Source organism: Prauserella sediminis (assembly GCF_014195435.1).
In the GTDB taxonomy this organism is placed as follows: Bacteria; Actinomycetota; Actinomycetes; order Mycobacteriales; family Pseudonocardiaceae; genus Prauserella; species Prauserella salsuginis.
The window spans coordinates 49,253-64,350 of the sequence record NZ_JACIBS010000002.1 but is presented as its reverse complement, the minus strand read 5'-3'; the positions used below and the strand labels follow the sequence as shown (position 1 = coordinate 64,350).

Here is a 15,098-nt window from a genome sequence, read left to right as displayed (position 1 = left end):
TGGGTTCCTCTCACAGCAGGGTGACCTTGTCGACGAGCCACCGGTCCTCGTGGCGGACCAAGGTCATCTCCATCCGGTTGCGGTCGACGCGGGGCTGGTCGGTGTTGGTGTTGCTGATCGTCTGGTCGACGAACAGCAGGACGACGGCGCGGTCGGCGCCCGCCTCGGCGATCCCGGCGCGGACGACGTTGCCCTCCGAGGTCGCCTTGTGCTGTTTGAGCAGTGTCGTCAGGTTTTCGCTCACCTGCCGGTACTGCTGTCCGAACTGGCCGGTGGCATTGCTTTGCACCGTCCGGAAGTTGCCGTCGAGGTCCTCGTGGTCGTACGAGGACAGGTCCACCGCGTAGCGCTCGGCGGCTGCGAGGGCCTCGGTCCGCGCCTGCTGCTCGGCGCGCTGGGCGAAGAACGCGCTCGCGGCGACCCCAAGGCCGCCGAGGACCGCCAGCACGAGTACCGCGGCGAGGATCCGCCGCGGCCGCAGCCGCGCTGCCAGGGTCGCGGCACGGCCACGCGGCTCGGCGCCGTCGTCGGCCGCGGTGTCGACCTCGGACCCGTCGCCTTCGGACACGTCGCCTTCGGACCCGTCGGGATCGGGCGCGTCGGGATCGGGCGCGTCGGCCTCGGTGGGGGTCGCCTCGGCCGGGTCGGACGGTGCGGCGTCGGACCCGGCCGCGGTGTCGGCACGTGTCGTCACCGCGACGGTGGTGGGTACGGCAGGCCCGCTCGTGGAGTCCTCGGTGGACCTTGCATCGGGTGCGGCGCCGGCGGTGTCGTCGGGTGGATCGTCGTCGGCGATCGAGCGGGGTCGGGGCGACGGTTTCCGGCCGGCCGGGTCGGGAGAGTGCATCAGTGAACTCCTTGCAACAACAGTGAGGACCAGGAACGGGGCCCGAGCACGGCGGCTTGGCCGCCGGTGGTGCCGAGCGTGAACGGCGCGCGCTCACCGGTGGCGGTTTCGTGGGTCGCAGGTTCGTGGGTCGCGGTTTCGTGGGTCGCAGGTTCGTGGGTTGCAGGTTCGTGGGTGGTGGCGTCGGGGGAGGGATCGCTGTGGGTGCCGCCGGCCGGAGGAGCGGGATCGGTGTTCGCGTCGGAGCCGGACGAGGTGGGAACCCCCGCATCGGGGCGGGGAGCGTGCTGCGCGCCGCGCTGGTTCAGGTCTTGCCCGGGGGTGCAGTGCCACTGCCACTGCGGTTCGCGCGGCTCGGTGCGCTGCGGTGCCCGGCGCGGCGTGTCGTTGTAGCAGACCGGACCCTGCGTGCCGACGAGGTAGAAGTTGGCGGTGTCCCCGTCGACGACGCTGCCGAGCGAGTGGAACGCCTTCGGCGCCGAGCGCAGGAGCTGCTCCACCGCGGGCCCGCGCATGCCGACGAGTCGGGTGGTCGTGACCAGGTTGCCCAGCAGCGTGCCGAGCGACGGTTCCGTGCGTTCGATCAGCTCCGTGACCCGCCGCGCCGGTTCGGGGACGTTGCGGACCAGCGTCCGCAATTCCGGCGCGGTGGCGCGCAGCCCGCCGCTGAGGCTGCGCATGGCGGAGGCGAGCTGGCGCAGCCGGGACCCGTTGGTCTCGGCGACGAGCCTGCCGCTCTCGAGGATGCGCTCGAGCTGGTCCGTGCGTTCGCTGCCGAAGTCGAGGAGCGCGTCGGTGCCCTCGAGGATCCGGTCCAGGTCGCCGGTGGCGTTCTGCAGTCCGGTGGCGAGGGAGTCGGCGAGCACGGAGACGTCCTCGGTCGGCAGCGTGTCGGCCAGCCGGACGAAGTCGCCGAGCAGCGCTTCCAGGGGGAGCGGCCTGCGGGTGCGGTCGGCGGTGACGGTGTCGCCGGTGGCGAGGTAGGGCCCGGAACGGTCGTCGGGCCGGAAGTCGAGGCGGAGGATCGCCACGGGGCTCTCCATGGTGACCACGGCGTCGGTGTCGGCGGGGACGCGCGTGCGGGGATGCAGCGAGGCGACCACCTCGACGCCCTCGCGGTCGCGTGCGATCCGCACGTCCGAGACCTCACCGACGCCGACGCCGCGATAGGTCACCTGCGAGCCGGTGATCAGCCCGCCGGTGTCGGGCATGCGCACGGTCACGGTGATCGGGTCGCCGGTGGCGTTCGGCCCGAACACGCGGTCGGCGACGTAATAGCCGCAGGCCACGGCGACGATCGCGAACACGAGCAGCTGGGCGAGGGCGAGCCTGCTCATCGGAGGCCACCTCCCAGCAGGCGGTGCAGACCACCCGGCCCGGGATCACGTGTGCGGGCACCGGCCCCGGTGGTACCGCTACCGCCCCCGCCGTTCCCGGCGCCGGCCGCGTCGCCGAGGTCGAGGGCGGGCGGTCCCGAGTTCTCGCCGTAGAGGTCGATGTCGAGCAGCTCGGCGACGCCGGTGGGCACGTTGACCGTGCCGTCGAGGTTCAGGTAGTCGCCGGGGGTGGCGTTGCGCAGCGCCCGGGAGAAGCGGGTCAGCGACTGCAGTGTCGGACCGAGTTTGCTGTCCAGCGTGGACAGCTCGTGGAGGACGGGGCGGAGCTCGTCGAGCTGCCGGGTGAGCGCGCCGCCGGTCTTGTCGATCAGGGTGCGCGTCGTCGCGCCGAGCGAACCGACGCTTCGCAACAGCGTGGTGAACCGGGTGCGTTCGTCCAGCAGGGTCTGCAACCCGGGCTGGATGTCGGTCAGGCCCTTCTCGAGCGTCGGCGTGCCCTTCTTCAGGGTCGCGGCCACCGTGTCCATCGAGTCGATGACGCCGGTGATCTGGTCGCCGCGGCGGGCGAGCCTGCCGAGGACGTCGTCCAGCCGCTCCACGATGCGCCGGACCTTCGCCTCCCGGCCGCCGAGCGCGGTGTTGACCTCGCGCACGACTGTCCGGGCCTGGTCGAGGCCCGAACCGTTGAGCAGCGTGCCCAGCGCGGCCAGCGTGTCCTCGACGTCGGGGCCGCGGGAGGTTCGCTCGAACGGGATGCGTGCGGCGTCGGCGAGCGTCCGTCCACCTGCCGGGGAGTCGGCCGCGGGGACGCCACCGGAACGGGGCCGCCCCGGCCCGCCGCCCGCGCGGTCACCGGAGCGGGGCGGTTCGAGCACGACGAACTGGTCGCCGAGCGCCGACGTGAGTTCCAGCCGTGCCCCCGTGTCGGCCGGGAGCCGGACCGACGTGTCGATCTCGAGGTCGACGTGTGCCCGGAAACGCTCGGCGCGGATGGCCGTCACCCGGCCCACCTCGGCCTGTCCGATGCGGACGATCCCGCCCTCCGGCAGGTTCGCGGCGTCGGCGAAGACCGCCGTGACCGAGTACGTGTCGGCGGGGCCGCCGAAGGAGGCGGTGCGCTGCAGGCTGATGCCGCAGCCGGCCGCCGGCAGCAGTGCGGCCGACAGCGCGACCGCCACCAGGGTGCGCGGGGTGCGAGGCGTCATCGGCGACCCCCGCTGAGCAGATCCAGGATCCCCAGTGTGTTGGGGAAGTCGACCGGGTTGACGATCCCGGCGCCGCTGCACAGGGGGAGCGGCAGCCGGTCACAGAGTTTCGCCGTGGTGCCGAACTGGCGGAGATTCGTGGACAGGTTCAGCCGGATGCGCAGGCGGTCGTCGTCGGACACCGCGCGGTCGAAGTTGTCGAGCGCGAGCGGCAACGTGTCGAGGGTCTCGGCGAGCTGCTCCTTGCGGGACACCAGCGTGGTCGACAACCGGGTCAGCCGGGACACGTCCCCTGGCAGCTGCTCGCCGTGCTTGCGCAGCAGTGTGTTCAGCGTGCCGAGGGCGCGCGAGAGCCTGCTGATCGAGCGAGTGACGGACTGCTGCTGCGCGTTGAAATCCTCCGACGCGGTCGTCACCGTCGTGGTCAGACCGTCGATCGTGGAGCGGTGGTTCTTCAGGACCGTCAGCAGGGTGTCCACATTGTCCAGTACGGCGCCGAGGTCGCCGGTGCTGCCCGCGGCGACCTCGGTGGCCCCGGCGAGGGTGTTCAGCGCGGCCCGGAACTCGGGTCCGTTGCCGCCCAGCGAATCGGCGGCGGTGGAGGCCAGCTCACCGAGGCCGCCACTGCCCTCGCCGTCCGGACCGAACGTGGTCAGGATCGTGTCGAGCGAGGCGGTCAGTTCGTCCCAGGTGACCGGGGCGTGCGTGCGGGAGACGGGGATGACGGCGCCCTCGTCGAGCGTCGGACCGCCGGTGTGGGCGGGGGAGAGCTCGACGAAGCGGTCGCTGACGACGGCGGGGTTCATGATGTAGGCGTGTGCCGACGTCGGCAGCCTGGTGTCGCCGGGCAGGGTCATCGTGACCCGCACGGAGTCGCCGCGCGGGGCGGTCCGTTCGACGCGCCCTACCGGCACGCCCAGCAACGCGACCCGGCTGCCGGGGAAGATGCCGTCGGCCGTGGCGAAGTCGGCGGATATGCGCAGCTGCGGGTCCGGCCGCAGCAGGACGTACCAGCCCGACGCGGCGACGAGCGCGACGACGAGTCCGATCGTCACGATGCGGGTGAGCGGGCGGCGCGGTGAGCCGGCCGCCGGGGACCGCTCGGTCATCGGCATCCCTCCACGAGCCGGGCCAGGCACAACAGGTTGTCCGGCAGCGGGCCGACCGGGCCGGAGACGTCGCCCCACGGGCCGTTGCCGGTCGCGTTGGTGACGTAGCGGCTCACCGGCCCGAGCTTCTCGAGCGTCCGGGAGAGGGCGCGGTCGTTGCGCTTGAGCGTCGTGGTGATCGAATGCAGGTCGGTCAGCAGCGGCGAGAACGTCGGCTTGCTCTCCCGGATCACCTCGTCGAGTGCAGCGGTGAGCGCGTCGACCTCGCGCACGAGGGTGCGGATCGTCTCGCGCCGCTGCGTCAGGGTCTGCGCGACGAGCTTGGCGTCGCCGAGCAGTGCGGTGAGGTGGCCGCGCTGTCCGGCCAGCGTGGAGGTCAGCGTGCGGACGCCGCCGAGCAGCCGCTGGAACTGCTCGCCCCGGTCGCCGACGATCTGCGCGGCACGGCGGATTCCTTCGAGTGCCTCGCTCAGCACCGCACCGTCCGGTGCGGCCTCCTGCAGAGTGGAGATCATGGTGCGCAGCTGTGTCGTGTCGAGCTCGCCTGTGGTGCGGTGGGCGTCGTCGGCGATGTCGGCGAGGCTGTAGGGCACGGACGTGCGCTTCCGGGGGATGGTGGCGTCGGCGAGTTCGCCGGTGCCGCGGGGATGTACCGCCAGGTAGCGGGTGCCGAGCACCGTCGCGAGCTTCACCGAGGCGCTGCTGGAGCGGCCGAGCGGTTGCACCTCGTCGAGCCGGAACCGCACGTCGACGTGGTCACCCGCCAGTTCGACGGCGACGACCCGGCCCGCGGGCACGCCCGCGACGTGGACCTGATCGCCCGCCGCGAGCCCGGCCGCGTTGGCGAACTCGGCGGTGAACTCGGCCGTGTCGGCGCGGAACCGCAGCTGGGGCACGGCCACGGCCGCCGCGACGAGCAGAGCCAGCACGAGAGCGCCTGCGACGCCGGAGAACACGGGACCGCGCCGGGTGAGCGCCCGTGCGAGAACACGAAGCCGGCTCATCGGCACACCTCTGAATGCGGCCCGGGGCTGAGGTTGACGGGAGCATCACCGGTGACGTCCACGCGCAGGTTGCAGACGTAGACGTTGACCCACGACCCGTAGTCGGTCGCGCGGCCGACGGTGTCGAGCAGATCGGGTGCCTCGGCCATGAGCGTGTCGAACCGCCCGGTGTTGTCGACGAGCGAGGAACTCACCGTCTTCAGCGCGGTGATGTCCTCGGACAGGTTCGGTGTGATGCCCGCCAGCAGCGTGTTCAGCGATCCCGCGAGTTTCGTGCCGCTGTCGAGCGCGGTGGCGATGTCGCCGCGGTGCTGCGCGGCGTACGACGTCAGCCGCTTCAGCCCGCCGACGAGCGCCGTGAACTGTTCGGTGTGGCCGTTCATCGTGTCGAGCACCGACGTCAGGTTCCGCAGCAGCCGGTCGAGGACCTGTTCCTTGTCGTTCACCGTCGAGGTCAGCGAGACCACATTGGACAGCAGTGATTCGACGGCCGGGCCTTCGCCCTGGAACACGGCGACGATCGTGCGCGCGAGCCGGTTGACCTCGCCGGGTTCGACCGCCTCGAACAGCGGCTTGAACCCGTTGAACAGCGCGGTCAGGTCCAGGGGAGGGCGGGTGCGCGACACGGGGATCGTGGCACCCGGCTGCAGCTGTTCGTCGTCGGCGGCGCCCTCCCGGGCCGCCGCGTCCCCGATGGGACCGGCGGCCAGTGCGAGGTGGCGCGAGCCGAGCAGGTCGGCGTAATGGATGGCGGCGTGCACGCCGGCGGGGACGCGCTGGTCGGTGGACACCTCGAACGTGACGTGCGCGCGGCCCCGGTCGAGGCGCAGGTCCCGCACCGTGCCGACCCGCACGCCCGCGATCGTCACGTCCGACCCGGCGTAGAGACCGTGGGCGTCGGTGAACACCGCGTGGTATGTGCGAGTGTCGCCGGGCAGCGGGTCGGTGAGCGTGTTGACCACGAGTACGGCCGCGAGCGCGCACGCGGCCACGAATGCCGTCAGCTTGGTGACGATCGGGGTGAGCCTCACGGGACCACCACCGTTTCGCCCCGCACCAGCGGTCCCAGCATCAGGCCGAGCAGGTCCGGATCCCGCGACGTCTCGGCGCGAGGACCGGCCGGCAGCAGGCCGCCGAGTTCTCGCAGCGAGCGCTTCTCCTGCGCGCTGCCCACGGGCCCGCTCGTGCCGCCGATGACGGCATCGTCGCCGAAGCCTCGCCGCTGAATCTCGCCGCGGTGCCGTGTCTCGCCGCTGCGTTCCGGGGTTCGGTCGGCTCCGGAGTCCCGCTGCGGCTGCGGAAACCTCCGGTCGTGCCGGGACGAGGGGGCCTGCCCACAGTTCTGCCCCGCCAGTCCCGGGTAGCGCGGGCAGTCCTCGGACGTGTACGGGAACGGCTGGTCGAGCGTCAGCGCAGCGTCGATCTTGAAGTTCCCCGTGGCGAACGTGCGGGCACCGCGGTGGAGGAAGAACCGCGCCGCGTCGAGCGTCTCCCCGACGGCGTCCGGGTAGCGGGCCAGCACGTCGGCGATCGGTCGGGTCGACTCGGCGAGGGTGACGACCCGCTGCGCGTGATCGGACACGACCCGGCGGCCGGTGTCGGTGAGCTCGATGCCGGAGCCGAGGAGCGCCCCGATCGACCCCCGCTCCTCGGTGATCGTGGCGGAGAGCGAGGCCACGTTGTCGACGGTGGCGAGGAGGTCGGGCGTTGCGGCCTCGGCGTCCGACGACAGCCGCGCGACCGTGTCGAGGTCCTGTTCGAGCGTCTCCAGCAGCGGTGAGGTCTCGGTGAGCAGGGCGTCGGCGTCGTCGATCATGCGGCCGAGGCGCTCCCCGCGACCGCGGACCGTGTCGGCCAGTGTGCTGATCGCGACCTGCAGCTCGGCGGGCCGCAGCGCGGTGATCACGTCGTAGAGCCGCGTGTAGGCGGAGTACAGCTGCACGGTGCGCCGCGAGGTGTCGGGCCGCAGCCTCGCGTCTGCGCCGAGCGTGCCGCGTGGCTCGGCGCCCCGGGGCACGACGAGGTCGACGTACTGGTCGCCGAACAGCGTGCGCGGCAGCACCCGCACGCGCACGTTGGCCGGCAGCTGCCCGAGGAACTCCTCGTCCATGCGCAGCCGCAGCTCGGAGCCGTCGACCGCCGCGAGTCTGCCGACCGTGACGCCGTGGTACTGCACGGCCGAGTTCTCCCGCACCGGACCGGCCGACGCGGGCAGCACCGCCGTGACCTCCGGTGCGGGCCGCAGCCCGTCGCCCGCGCCGGCGACCAGCACGCCGGTGCACACCACGAGCGCGGTGGCGACGGCGAGCCCGCGGAGGGCCAGTGCGGTGCGGCCGGTGTCGCGCCGGTGCGATCGCATCGTCACGCCCCCAATCCCGGCAGCGTGGGCTGCGTGCCCCAGATCGTGAGGGTCAGCAGGACGTCGACGACGGCGATGGTGACGATGCTCGTGCGCAAGGCACGGCCCGCGGCCTTGCCGACGCCCTCGGGCCCGCCCGCGGCGTGGAAGCCGTAGCCGCAGTGGACGAGGGTGATGATCACGGCGAAGATCACGGCCTTCAGGAGGGAGAAGCCGACGTCGCCCGGGGTCAGCAGCAGCTGGAAGTAGTAGTCGTAGGTGCCGCTCGACTGGCCTTTGAGCTGCGTGACCGCCAGGCTCGTCGCGGCGTAGGAGGCGAAGAGCCCGACCAGGTACAGCGGGACCACGGAGATGACGGCCGCCGCCATCCGGGTGCTGACCAGGAACGGCACCGACGGCACAGCCATGGTCTCCAGCGCGTCGATCTCGTCGGAGATGCGCATCGCGCCGAGCTGGGCGGTGAACCCGGTGCCGACCTTCGCGGCGAGCGCCACGCTCGCGACCACCGGGGCGATCTCCCGGGTGTTGACCAGCGCCGACATCAGGCCGGTCATCGGGGACAGGCCGATGATGTCGAGACCGCGGTAGCCCTCCAGTCCGATCTGCGTGCTGGCCACCGCCGACATCGCGAACACCACGCCGATCGTGCCGCCGCCCGCCAGTAGCGAGGCCGAGCCGAAGCTGATGTCGTTGACGTGCCGGAGCACGTGCCGCCAGTAGCGCACCAGCACGGTCGGCACCGCGGCGAGCACCCGGGCGTAGAACGTCGAGTGCCGGCCCAGTGCGGCGAACCCGTCCACCACGGGGCGTGCCGCTCTGGCGGGGAGGCGCGAGACGGTCACGGGCATCAGTACGCCCCTCTTGCCGGGACGATCGCCGCGTACAGCTCGGTCAGCACCGTGTTCGCGACGAACACGAGGATGAACGCGAGCACGACGGCCTCGTTGACGGCGTCGCCCACGCCGCTCGGCCCGCCCTTGGCGGTGAGGCCCTTGAAACAGGCCACCAGCGCGGCGATCACGCCGAACGCGGCGGCCTTGATCTCGGCGATGACGAAGTCCTCGACGCGCGAGAACTCGGTGAGGCTGCCGAGGAAACTGCCCGGCGAGTCGCCGAGCACGAGCGTCTGGAAGCCGTAGCTCGCGCTGATCCCGACCGCCATCACGAGACAGGCCAGCAGTGTCGTGACCACCACGGCGGCGATCACCCGTGGCACGACGAAGCGTTCGATCGCGGGGATGCCCATGACCTCCATGGCGTCGACCTCTTCGCGGATCGTCCGCGCGCCGAGGTCCGCGCACACCGCCGAGCCGCCCACACCGGAGATCATCAGTGCGCAGATCAGGGGAGACGCCTGTGCGACGATGACGAACGCGACGACCGCGCCGCCGTATCCCTCGGCGCCGAGCTGCCCCGCCATCGACCCGACGTTCAGCGCGACGACCACGCCGAGCGGCACCGTCACGAGCAGCGACGGAAACGTCGTGACCGACGCGAGGAACCACGTCTGGTCGAGGACGTCCCGCCAGGCCAGCCGACGGCGCACGACGGTGCGGCCGAGCGCGGCGATCGTGCTCGCCGTGAAACTCAGCAGCATCCCGGCCTGGGCGAACGCGTCACCGACGGCCGTGCGAGTGGGCGGCGGGGAGAACGCCATCAGGCTGCCCGTGCGGAGCCGTCCGCGCCACCTGCGCGGTGACCCGCCACGCGGTGACGTGCAGCGCGGCGGCCCCGCACGATCAGCCAGTACGCCAGCGGGGAGTACCGGAGCGGCTCCGGGGCCCTGCGGTGGGTGGCCCGGACCATCGAGGCGAGCCGTGTGAGTGTGCGCCGGTCGGAATCGGTCCATTCCAGACCCAGTCGCTCGCGCACCAGGGGCGGCAGCGTGCCAACCGTGGTCAGCCGTACGAGCCGTGCCGCGGGGGCGATGCCGGCATTCCACAGTGGAGCGGGCAGTGCGCGGGCGGGGCGCCGGGGACGGGTCAAGGCCTCGAGCACGTCGGCCGTGCTCCGGTTCGCCTCGAGGCGGTCGCGCACCATCTCGTCGATGTAGGCCTCGGCGCCCGGCCAGTCGATGGGAAGGTGGTGTGGTTTCAGGCCGAGTGCCATGCCGATCGCGCGCCACTCCCGCCACATCCGGGCCAGTTCCGCAGGTGTCATGGGCTCGCAGAACCAGGCCGCGGTGTCGACCATGAACTTGGCCAGCGTGGTGTGGACCCAGGCGTAGGCCTCCGGGTTCAGGGCGTGATATCGCCTGCCCTCGCCGTCGACCCCCTTGATGTCCCGGTGCAGTGCGATGAGTCGGTCACCTTCGGCGCGGGCCCCGTCGCCCATCCCGTAGACGAACCGCATCGTGGACAGATGGGTTCCCCACGCGCGTTTCCACGGGTGCTGCTGGAACTCGGAGTGGTCGAGCACTCCCTGGCCGACCACGGGATGGGCCACCTGAAGCAGCAGACCGGTTCCGGCGAGCAGTGCGCCGGGGGCGACACCGAACCGTTGCCACGTCACCGAGCCGGGGCCGGGGAGCGTGGCCTCATCGATGGGGGAGGTCTCGGCCATGGTCCCTCCAAATTCAGCACCATTGCGAATCTGGATTAACATAGCGTCTTGACACGGGACGTTGTCAAGTATTCCCGCGCTGCTGCTGTGCGGCAGCGGGTTAAGGTCGGAGACGAGAATGGGACAGCGCAGGAGCGAGTCGGAGGTAACGCCGTTGCAGCAACAGGACACCGGCTCCGCCCCGGCCGCAGCACCGTCGCGCCGCCGCGGCGACCGCAAGGCACAACTGGCCCGGATCGCAGTCGACCTGTTCTGTCAGCGCGGGTACCACGCCGTGGGACTCGGCGACATCGCGACCGAAGCGGGTATTACCGGTCCGGCGATCTACCGGCACTTCAAGAATAAGCAGGCGATTCTCACCTATGCCGCCGACGATCTGGCGGCCGCGACGCGCAGTGCCGTGGAGACCGCGCTCGCGCAGGGGGCGACGGCTGATCCGTGGTCCCGCATCGATGCGATCGTGCGTTCACTGACCACGCTGGTGATCGACCGCAGGGAAGGCGCACAGCTGTACCAATGGGAGCGGCGCCACCTCGATCCCGAGGACCACGCCCGATTCACCGCGACCATGGAGTGGCTGGTGGACACCGTCGCCGGACTCGTCGGTGAAGGGCGTCCCCGGTTGCCCGAGGCGGACCGCACGACGTTGGCGACCGCGGCGCTGAGCGCCATCGCCAGCCTGTCGACCCACCGCACGACGGTGCCGGCGCGGGTGGCGGAACGCGGACTGCGGAGCATCGCGCTCGGCGTACTGGCCACCGGGCTGCCTCCCCGACTCGGCGGCGAACTCGCGGAGGAGCGGCCGGAGCAGCCGGCGCTGAACCGGTTCGTCTCCCGCCGGGAACGGCTCGTCGTCGCGGCACTGCGGCCGATCCGCGAACGCGGCTTCCATGCGGTCACGATGGAGGAACTCGGTGCCGCGGCCGGCATCGGCGGTTCGAGTGTGTACCGGCATTTCGCCAGCAAGGCCGAACTGCTCGCCGCGGTCTACTACCGTGCGGCCGACCGGCTGACCGTCGCGACCAGCACGGCCGTCGAATCGGCGACCGAACCGGGGGAGGCGCTGCGGGCCCTCGTCGACGCCTACGTCGGTTACAACTATTCGGACAGTGACCTGGCCGCCGTGTACCGGTCCGAACACGGCAACCTGCCCGACGAGGACCGGAGACAGCTGCGGAAGGTGCAACGCGAGCACGTCGAGCAATGGGTGCGGCTCGTCATGGCCGTCCGCGGGGACACGCGCGCCACCTATGCGCGGCTCGCCGTGCACGCGGCCCTGAACATCGCGGGCGACCTGTGCATCCGGCGGCAGCGCATCGCCGACGCCGACCAGATCAAACACGTCGTCTTCGCCGCACTGGCCAGCTGATCACACGCTGCACCATCCGGGTGCACGGCCGGGGAACACGATCGACTCCGGTTCCGGATCGCGCGGCGGGCGCGGCGGCCCGACAATCGTCGGCGAAGCACCCGTCGATCCGTGAAGGAGTACCAGATGGCCCGAACCTCGGTCGCCGATCAGTTCATCGAGGTGCTGGTCCAGGCCGGCGTGTCCCGCATCTACGGCGTCGTCGGCGACAGTCTCAACCCGATCGTCGACGCGATCCGGCGCACGGCCGATATCGAATGGGTGCACGTGCGCAACGAGGAGGCCGGTGCGTTCGCCGCGGCCGCGGAGGCACAGCTGACCGGCAGGCTCGCGGTGTGTGCGGGCAGCTGCGGACCCGGCAACACGCACCTCGTCCAGGGCCTCTACGACGCTCACCGCACGGGCGCACCGGTGCTCGCGCTGGCCTCGCACATCCCGGCCAGCCAGATCGGCACCGGATTCTTCCAGGAGACGCATCCGGAACGGCTCTTCGTGGACTGCAGCGGCTACTGCGAGACGATCTCCACGCCGGAGCAGGTGCCGCGCCTGCCGCGTATCGCCGTCCAGCGTGCGCTGGCCGGCGGCGGCGTGTCGGTGCTGGTGATGCCGGGCGACCTGGCGCACCGGGATGTTGCGGGGGACACCGGAACGAGCACGTTCATCACCGAACGCGCGGTCGCCGTTCCGCCGCAGACGCAGGTCCACGCCCTGGCCGACGCGATCAATCGGGCGAGGACCGTCACCCTGTTCTGCGGTGCGGGCGTCGCCGAAGCCCACGCCGAGGTCATGGAACTGGCGGGCCGGGTGAACGCCCCGGTGGGGCATTCGCTGCGCGGTAAGGAATGGGTGCAGTACGACAACCCCTACGACGTCGGCATGAGCGGACTGCTCGGTTATGGGGCCTGCTACCGGGCCACGCAGGATGCGGATCTGCTGGTGCTGCTCGGAACGGACTTCCCCTACGACGGCTTCCTGCCCCTCGAGCGCACCGTGCAGGTCGACCACGACGCGAGCAGGCTCGGCAGGCGCACCCCGCTCGAGCTCGGCGTGCACGGCGACGTCGGCGAGACCCTGCGCGCCGTACTGCCGATGGTGGAGCAGAAGACCGACCGCAGCTTCCTCGACGACATGCTCCGTGAACACTGCCGGGCGCTGGAAACGGTGGTCGATGCCTACACCAACCGGGTCGGTGACCGCACGCCGATCCACCCGGAGTACGTGGCCGACGTGCTGGACGACCTCGCGGCCGAGGACGCGGTCTTCACCGTCGACACCGGGATGTGCAACGTGTGGGCGGCGCGCTACATCACCCCGAACGGGCGCAGGCGCGTGATCGGGTCGTTCCTGCACGGGACGATGGCCAACGCACTGCCGCACGCGGTGGGCGCGCAGCTGGCGTATCCGCAGCGGCAGGTCGTGTCGATGTCCGGTGACGGCGGCCTGGCGATGCTGCTCGGCGAACTGCTCACGGTGCGGCTGCACGACCTGCCGGTGAAGATCGTGCTGTTCAACAACTCGTCGCTCGGCATGGTCAAACTCGAGATGCTGGTGGACGGCCTGCCGGACTACCAGACCGACCACGCGGGCGTGGACTACGCCGCGATCGCCCAGGGCGCGGGGATTCCGGCCATCCGCGTCACCGAACCGGGCGAGGTTCCGGCCGCGCTCGCCGACGCGCTCGCGCGGCCGGGCCCGGCACTCGTCGACGTGGTCACGGATCCGAACGCCATGTCCATGCCACCGCACATCACGGCGCAGCAGATGAAGGGCTTCGCCCTGGCCGCGAGCAAGGTGGTGTTGGGAGGCGGTGTCGGCAAGATGGTGGAACTGGCCCGCTCCAACCTGCGCAACATCCCGCGCCCGTGACGGAGGATCCACAACGGACGTCCGAAGTGGAGGTCAGGCGGAGAACGTGGGGAGGGTGTCGGGGCAGCCGGTTGCCGGCGGCGCGGCACCGCTGGCCGCGACACCGTTGCCGGCGGGAAACCCACGGGCGATAGCGGACCGTCCCTGTCCGCTATCGCCCGTAGCGTCGCCGCCATCAGCCGATACGAAGGGAACCCGACCATGGCGACGACGACCCCGACCTCCACGACGTCCACCGCGGCGTCCAGCGCGGCATCCGCGGACCGTCGCGACGAGCCGGCGGCGGTGCGCGAACACGCGGACCTGGCGTGGCTGCTCGCGCGGCAGCGCTGGTTCCTGCGTTTCACCACCAGGGACCTCGACGACGAGCAGGCGGCCCGGCGCACCACCGTCAGCGCCCTGACGCTCGGCGGGATCATCAAGCACGTCTCGGCGACCGAACGTGCCTGGATCGCGTTCGCGGGCGGCGACCCGCGGGCGGTCTCGGGCGCGGGCACCGACGACCGATCCGACGAGTTCCGCATGCTGCCCGGTGAGACCCTGTCCGGCCTGCTGGACGAGTATGCCGAGACCGCGTGGCGCACCGAGGAGTTCCTCGCCACCGCCGACCTCGACACAACGTTCCCGCTGCCCGAGGCGCCGTGGTTCCAGCCGGGCGAGCGCTGGTCGGTACGGCAGGTGCTGCAGCACATCGCCGCCGAGACCGCCCAGCACTCCGGGCACGCCGACATCATCCGGGAATCCGTCGACGGCGCGCGCACGATGGGCTGACGGTTGCCGCGGCTCCGGCCGGGGCTCACGCGTGCTGCGGATGCAGCAGCGCCATGACCTCGTCGTCGGTCACCGGCCGGAAGTCGCGGTACCAGTTCCCGACGGCGCGCATCCACACCCGTGGATTCGGGCAGACCGTCCGGTCGGCGGACGAGGACAGCTCCTCGAGGACGTCGGCGGGCGCCACGGGGACGGCGAGGGTGAGCAGTCGGGCGCCGCGCGAGGCCACCGAATGCAGCGCTGCGCGGGTGGTCGCGCCGGTGGCGATGCCGTCGTCCACGACGATCACGCAGCGGCCTTCGAGTGAGACCGGTGGCCTGCCGCGGCGCAGTCGTGCGACGGCCTTGTCCAGTTCGGGAAACGCCTCGGCCGCGGCGCGTTCGAGGTCGGCGGGACCGAGTCGGCGATGGCGCAGTACGTCCGGGTTGGCGACGATCGTGCCGCCTTCGGCGATCGCCCCGAGCGCCAGCTCCGGATCGCCGGGCACACCGAGTTTGCGGACGCCGATGATGTCGAGCTCCCCGCCGAGCGCTTCCGCCACCGGGCCGGCGACCACGACACCGCCGCGGGGCAGCCCGAGCACGAGCGGCCGCTGCCCGGCCAGGTCGTGCAGGCGGGCGGCCAGCTCACGTCCGGCGTCGCGGCGGTCGGTGAACTCCATACGCGCAT

The 15,098-nt window shown here is 71.7% G+C and carries 14 protein-coding genes; 3 read left to right on the top strand and 11 right to left on the bottom strand.

Annotated elements, in window-relative coordinates; genetic code table 11:
• Positions 1–10: 10 nt before the first annotated feature.
• From FB384_RS18715 to FB384_RS18670, 10 genes are read right to left on the bottom strand one after another with little or no spacing between them, the layout of a single operon-like run.
• Positions 11–847: a hypothetical protein gene (locus FB384_RS18715; protein ID WP_183785893.1), complete on the bottom strand. Its 837-nt coding sequence runs from the start codon at positions 845–847 to the stop codon at positions 11–13.
• Positions 847–2,184 carry an MCE family protein gene (locus tag FB384_RS18710; RefSeq protein ID WP_183785891.1) on the bottom strand — a complete coding sequence of 446 codons (1,338 nt, stop codon included), beginning with the start codon at positions 2,182–2,184 and terminating at the stop codon, positions 847–849. The genes FB384_RS18715 and FB384_RS18710 overlap by 1 nt, the downstream gene beginning before the upstream one ends.
• Positions 2,181–3,389 carry an MCE family protein gene (locus FB384_RS18705; protein ID WP_183785889.1) on the bottom strand — a complete coding sequence of 403 codons (1,209 nt, stop codon included), beginning with the start codon at positions 3,387–3,389 and terminating at the stop codon, positions 2,181–2,183. The genes FB384_RS18710 and FB384_RS18705 overlap by 4 nt, the downstream gene beginning before the upstream one ends.
• Positions 3,386–4,498 (bottom strand): MCE family protein, encoded by a 1,113-nt coding sequence (locus FB384_RS18700; RefSeq protein ID WP_183785886.1) that lies wholly within the window; start codon positions 4,496–4,498, stop codon positions 3,386–3,388. Before FB384_RS18700 ends, FB384_RS18705 begins: the two co-directional genes overlap by 4 nt.
• Positions 4,495–5,502: an MCE family protein gene (locus FB384_RS18695; protein ID WP_183785884.1), complete on the bottom strand. Its 1,008-nt coding sequence runs from the start codon at positions 5,500–5,502 to the stop codon at positions 4,495–4,497. The genes FB384_RS18700 and FB384_RS18695 overlap by 4 nt, the downstream gene beginning before the upstream one ends.
• Complete coding sequence (locus tag FB384_RS18690) at positions 5,499–6,533, bottom strand: MCE family protein (protein WP_183785882.1); 1,035 nt, start codon at positions 6,531–6,533, stop codon at positions 5,499–5,501. The genes FB384_RS18695 and FB384_RS18690 overlap by 4 nt, the downstream gene beginning before the upstream one ends.
• A complete protein-coding gene (locus tag FB384_RS18685) occupies positions 6,530–7,861 on the bottom strand; it encodes an MCE family protein (RefSeq protein ID WP_183786381.1) in 1,332 nt (443 codons plus the stop codon). The genes FB384_RS18690 and FB384_RS18685 overlap by 4 nt, the downstream gene beginning before the upstream one ends.
• Positions 7,862–7,863: 2 nt before the next feature.
• A complete protein-coding gene (locus tag FB384_RS18680) occupies positions 7,864–8,709 on the bottom strand; it encodes an MlaE family ABC transporter permease (protein ID WP_183785880.1) in 846 nt (281 codons plus the stop codon).
• Complete coding sequence (locus FB384_RS18675; protein WP_183785878.1) at positions 8,709–9,518, bottom strand: MlaE family ABC transporter permease; 810 nt, start codon at positions 9,516–9,518, stop codon at positions 8,709–8,711. The genes FB384_RS18680 and FB384_RS18675 overlap by 1 nt, the downstream gene beginning before the upstream one ends.
• Complete coding sequence (locus FB384_RS18670) at positions 9,518–10,423, bottom strand: oxygenase MpaB family protein (RefSeq protein WP_183785876.1); 906 nt, start codon at positions 10,421–10,423, stop codon at positions 9,518–9,520. The genes FB384_RS18675 and FB384_RS18670 overlap by 1 nt, the downstream gene beginning before the upstream one ends.
• Positions 10,424–10,541: 118 nt before the next feature.
• Here FB384_RS18670 and FB384_RS18665 point away from each other — a divergent pair, with 118 nt between their 5' ends.
• From FB384_RS18665 to FB384_RS18655, 3 genes are all read left to right on the top strand, one after another.
• Positions 10,542–11,792: a TetR/AcrR family transcriptional regulator gene (locus tag FB384_RS18665; protein ID WP_183785873.1), complete on the top strand. Its 1,251-nt coding sequence runs from the start codon at positions 10,542–10,544 to the stop codon at positions 11,790–11,792.
• A gap of 126 nt (positions 11,793–11,918) precedes the next feature.
• Positions 11,919–13,658: a pyruvate dehydrogenase gene (locus FB384_RS18660; protein WP_183785871.1), complete on the top strand. Its 1,740-nt coding sequence runs from the start codon at positions 11,919–11,921 to the stop codon at positions 13,656–13,658.
• A gap of 201 nt (positions 13,659–13,859) precedes the next feature.
• Positions 13,860–14,429 carry a DinB family protein gene (locus FB384_RS18655; protein WP_183785869.1) on the top strand — a complete coding sequence of 190 codons (570 nt, stop codon included), beginning with the start codon at positions 13,860–13,862 and terminating at the stop codon, positions 14,427–14,429.
• A gap of 25 nt (positions 14,430–14,454) precedes the next feature.
• Here FB384_RS18655 and FB384_RS18650 read toward each other — a convergent pair whose 3' ends face one another.
• A complete protein-coding gene (locus FB384_RS18650; RefSeq protein ID WP_183785867.1) occupies positions 14,455–15,090 on the bottom strand; it encodes a phosphoribosyltransferase in 636 nt (211 codons plus the stop codon).
• Between the last annotated feature and the right edge of the window lie 8 nt (positions 15,091–15,098).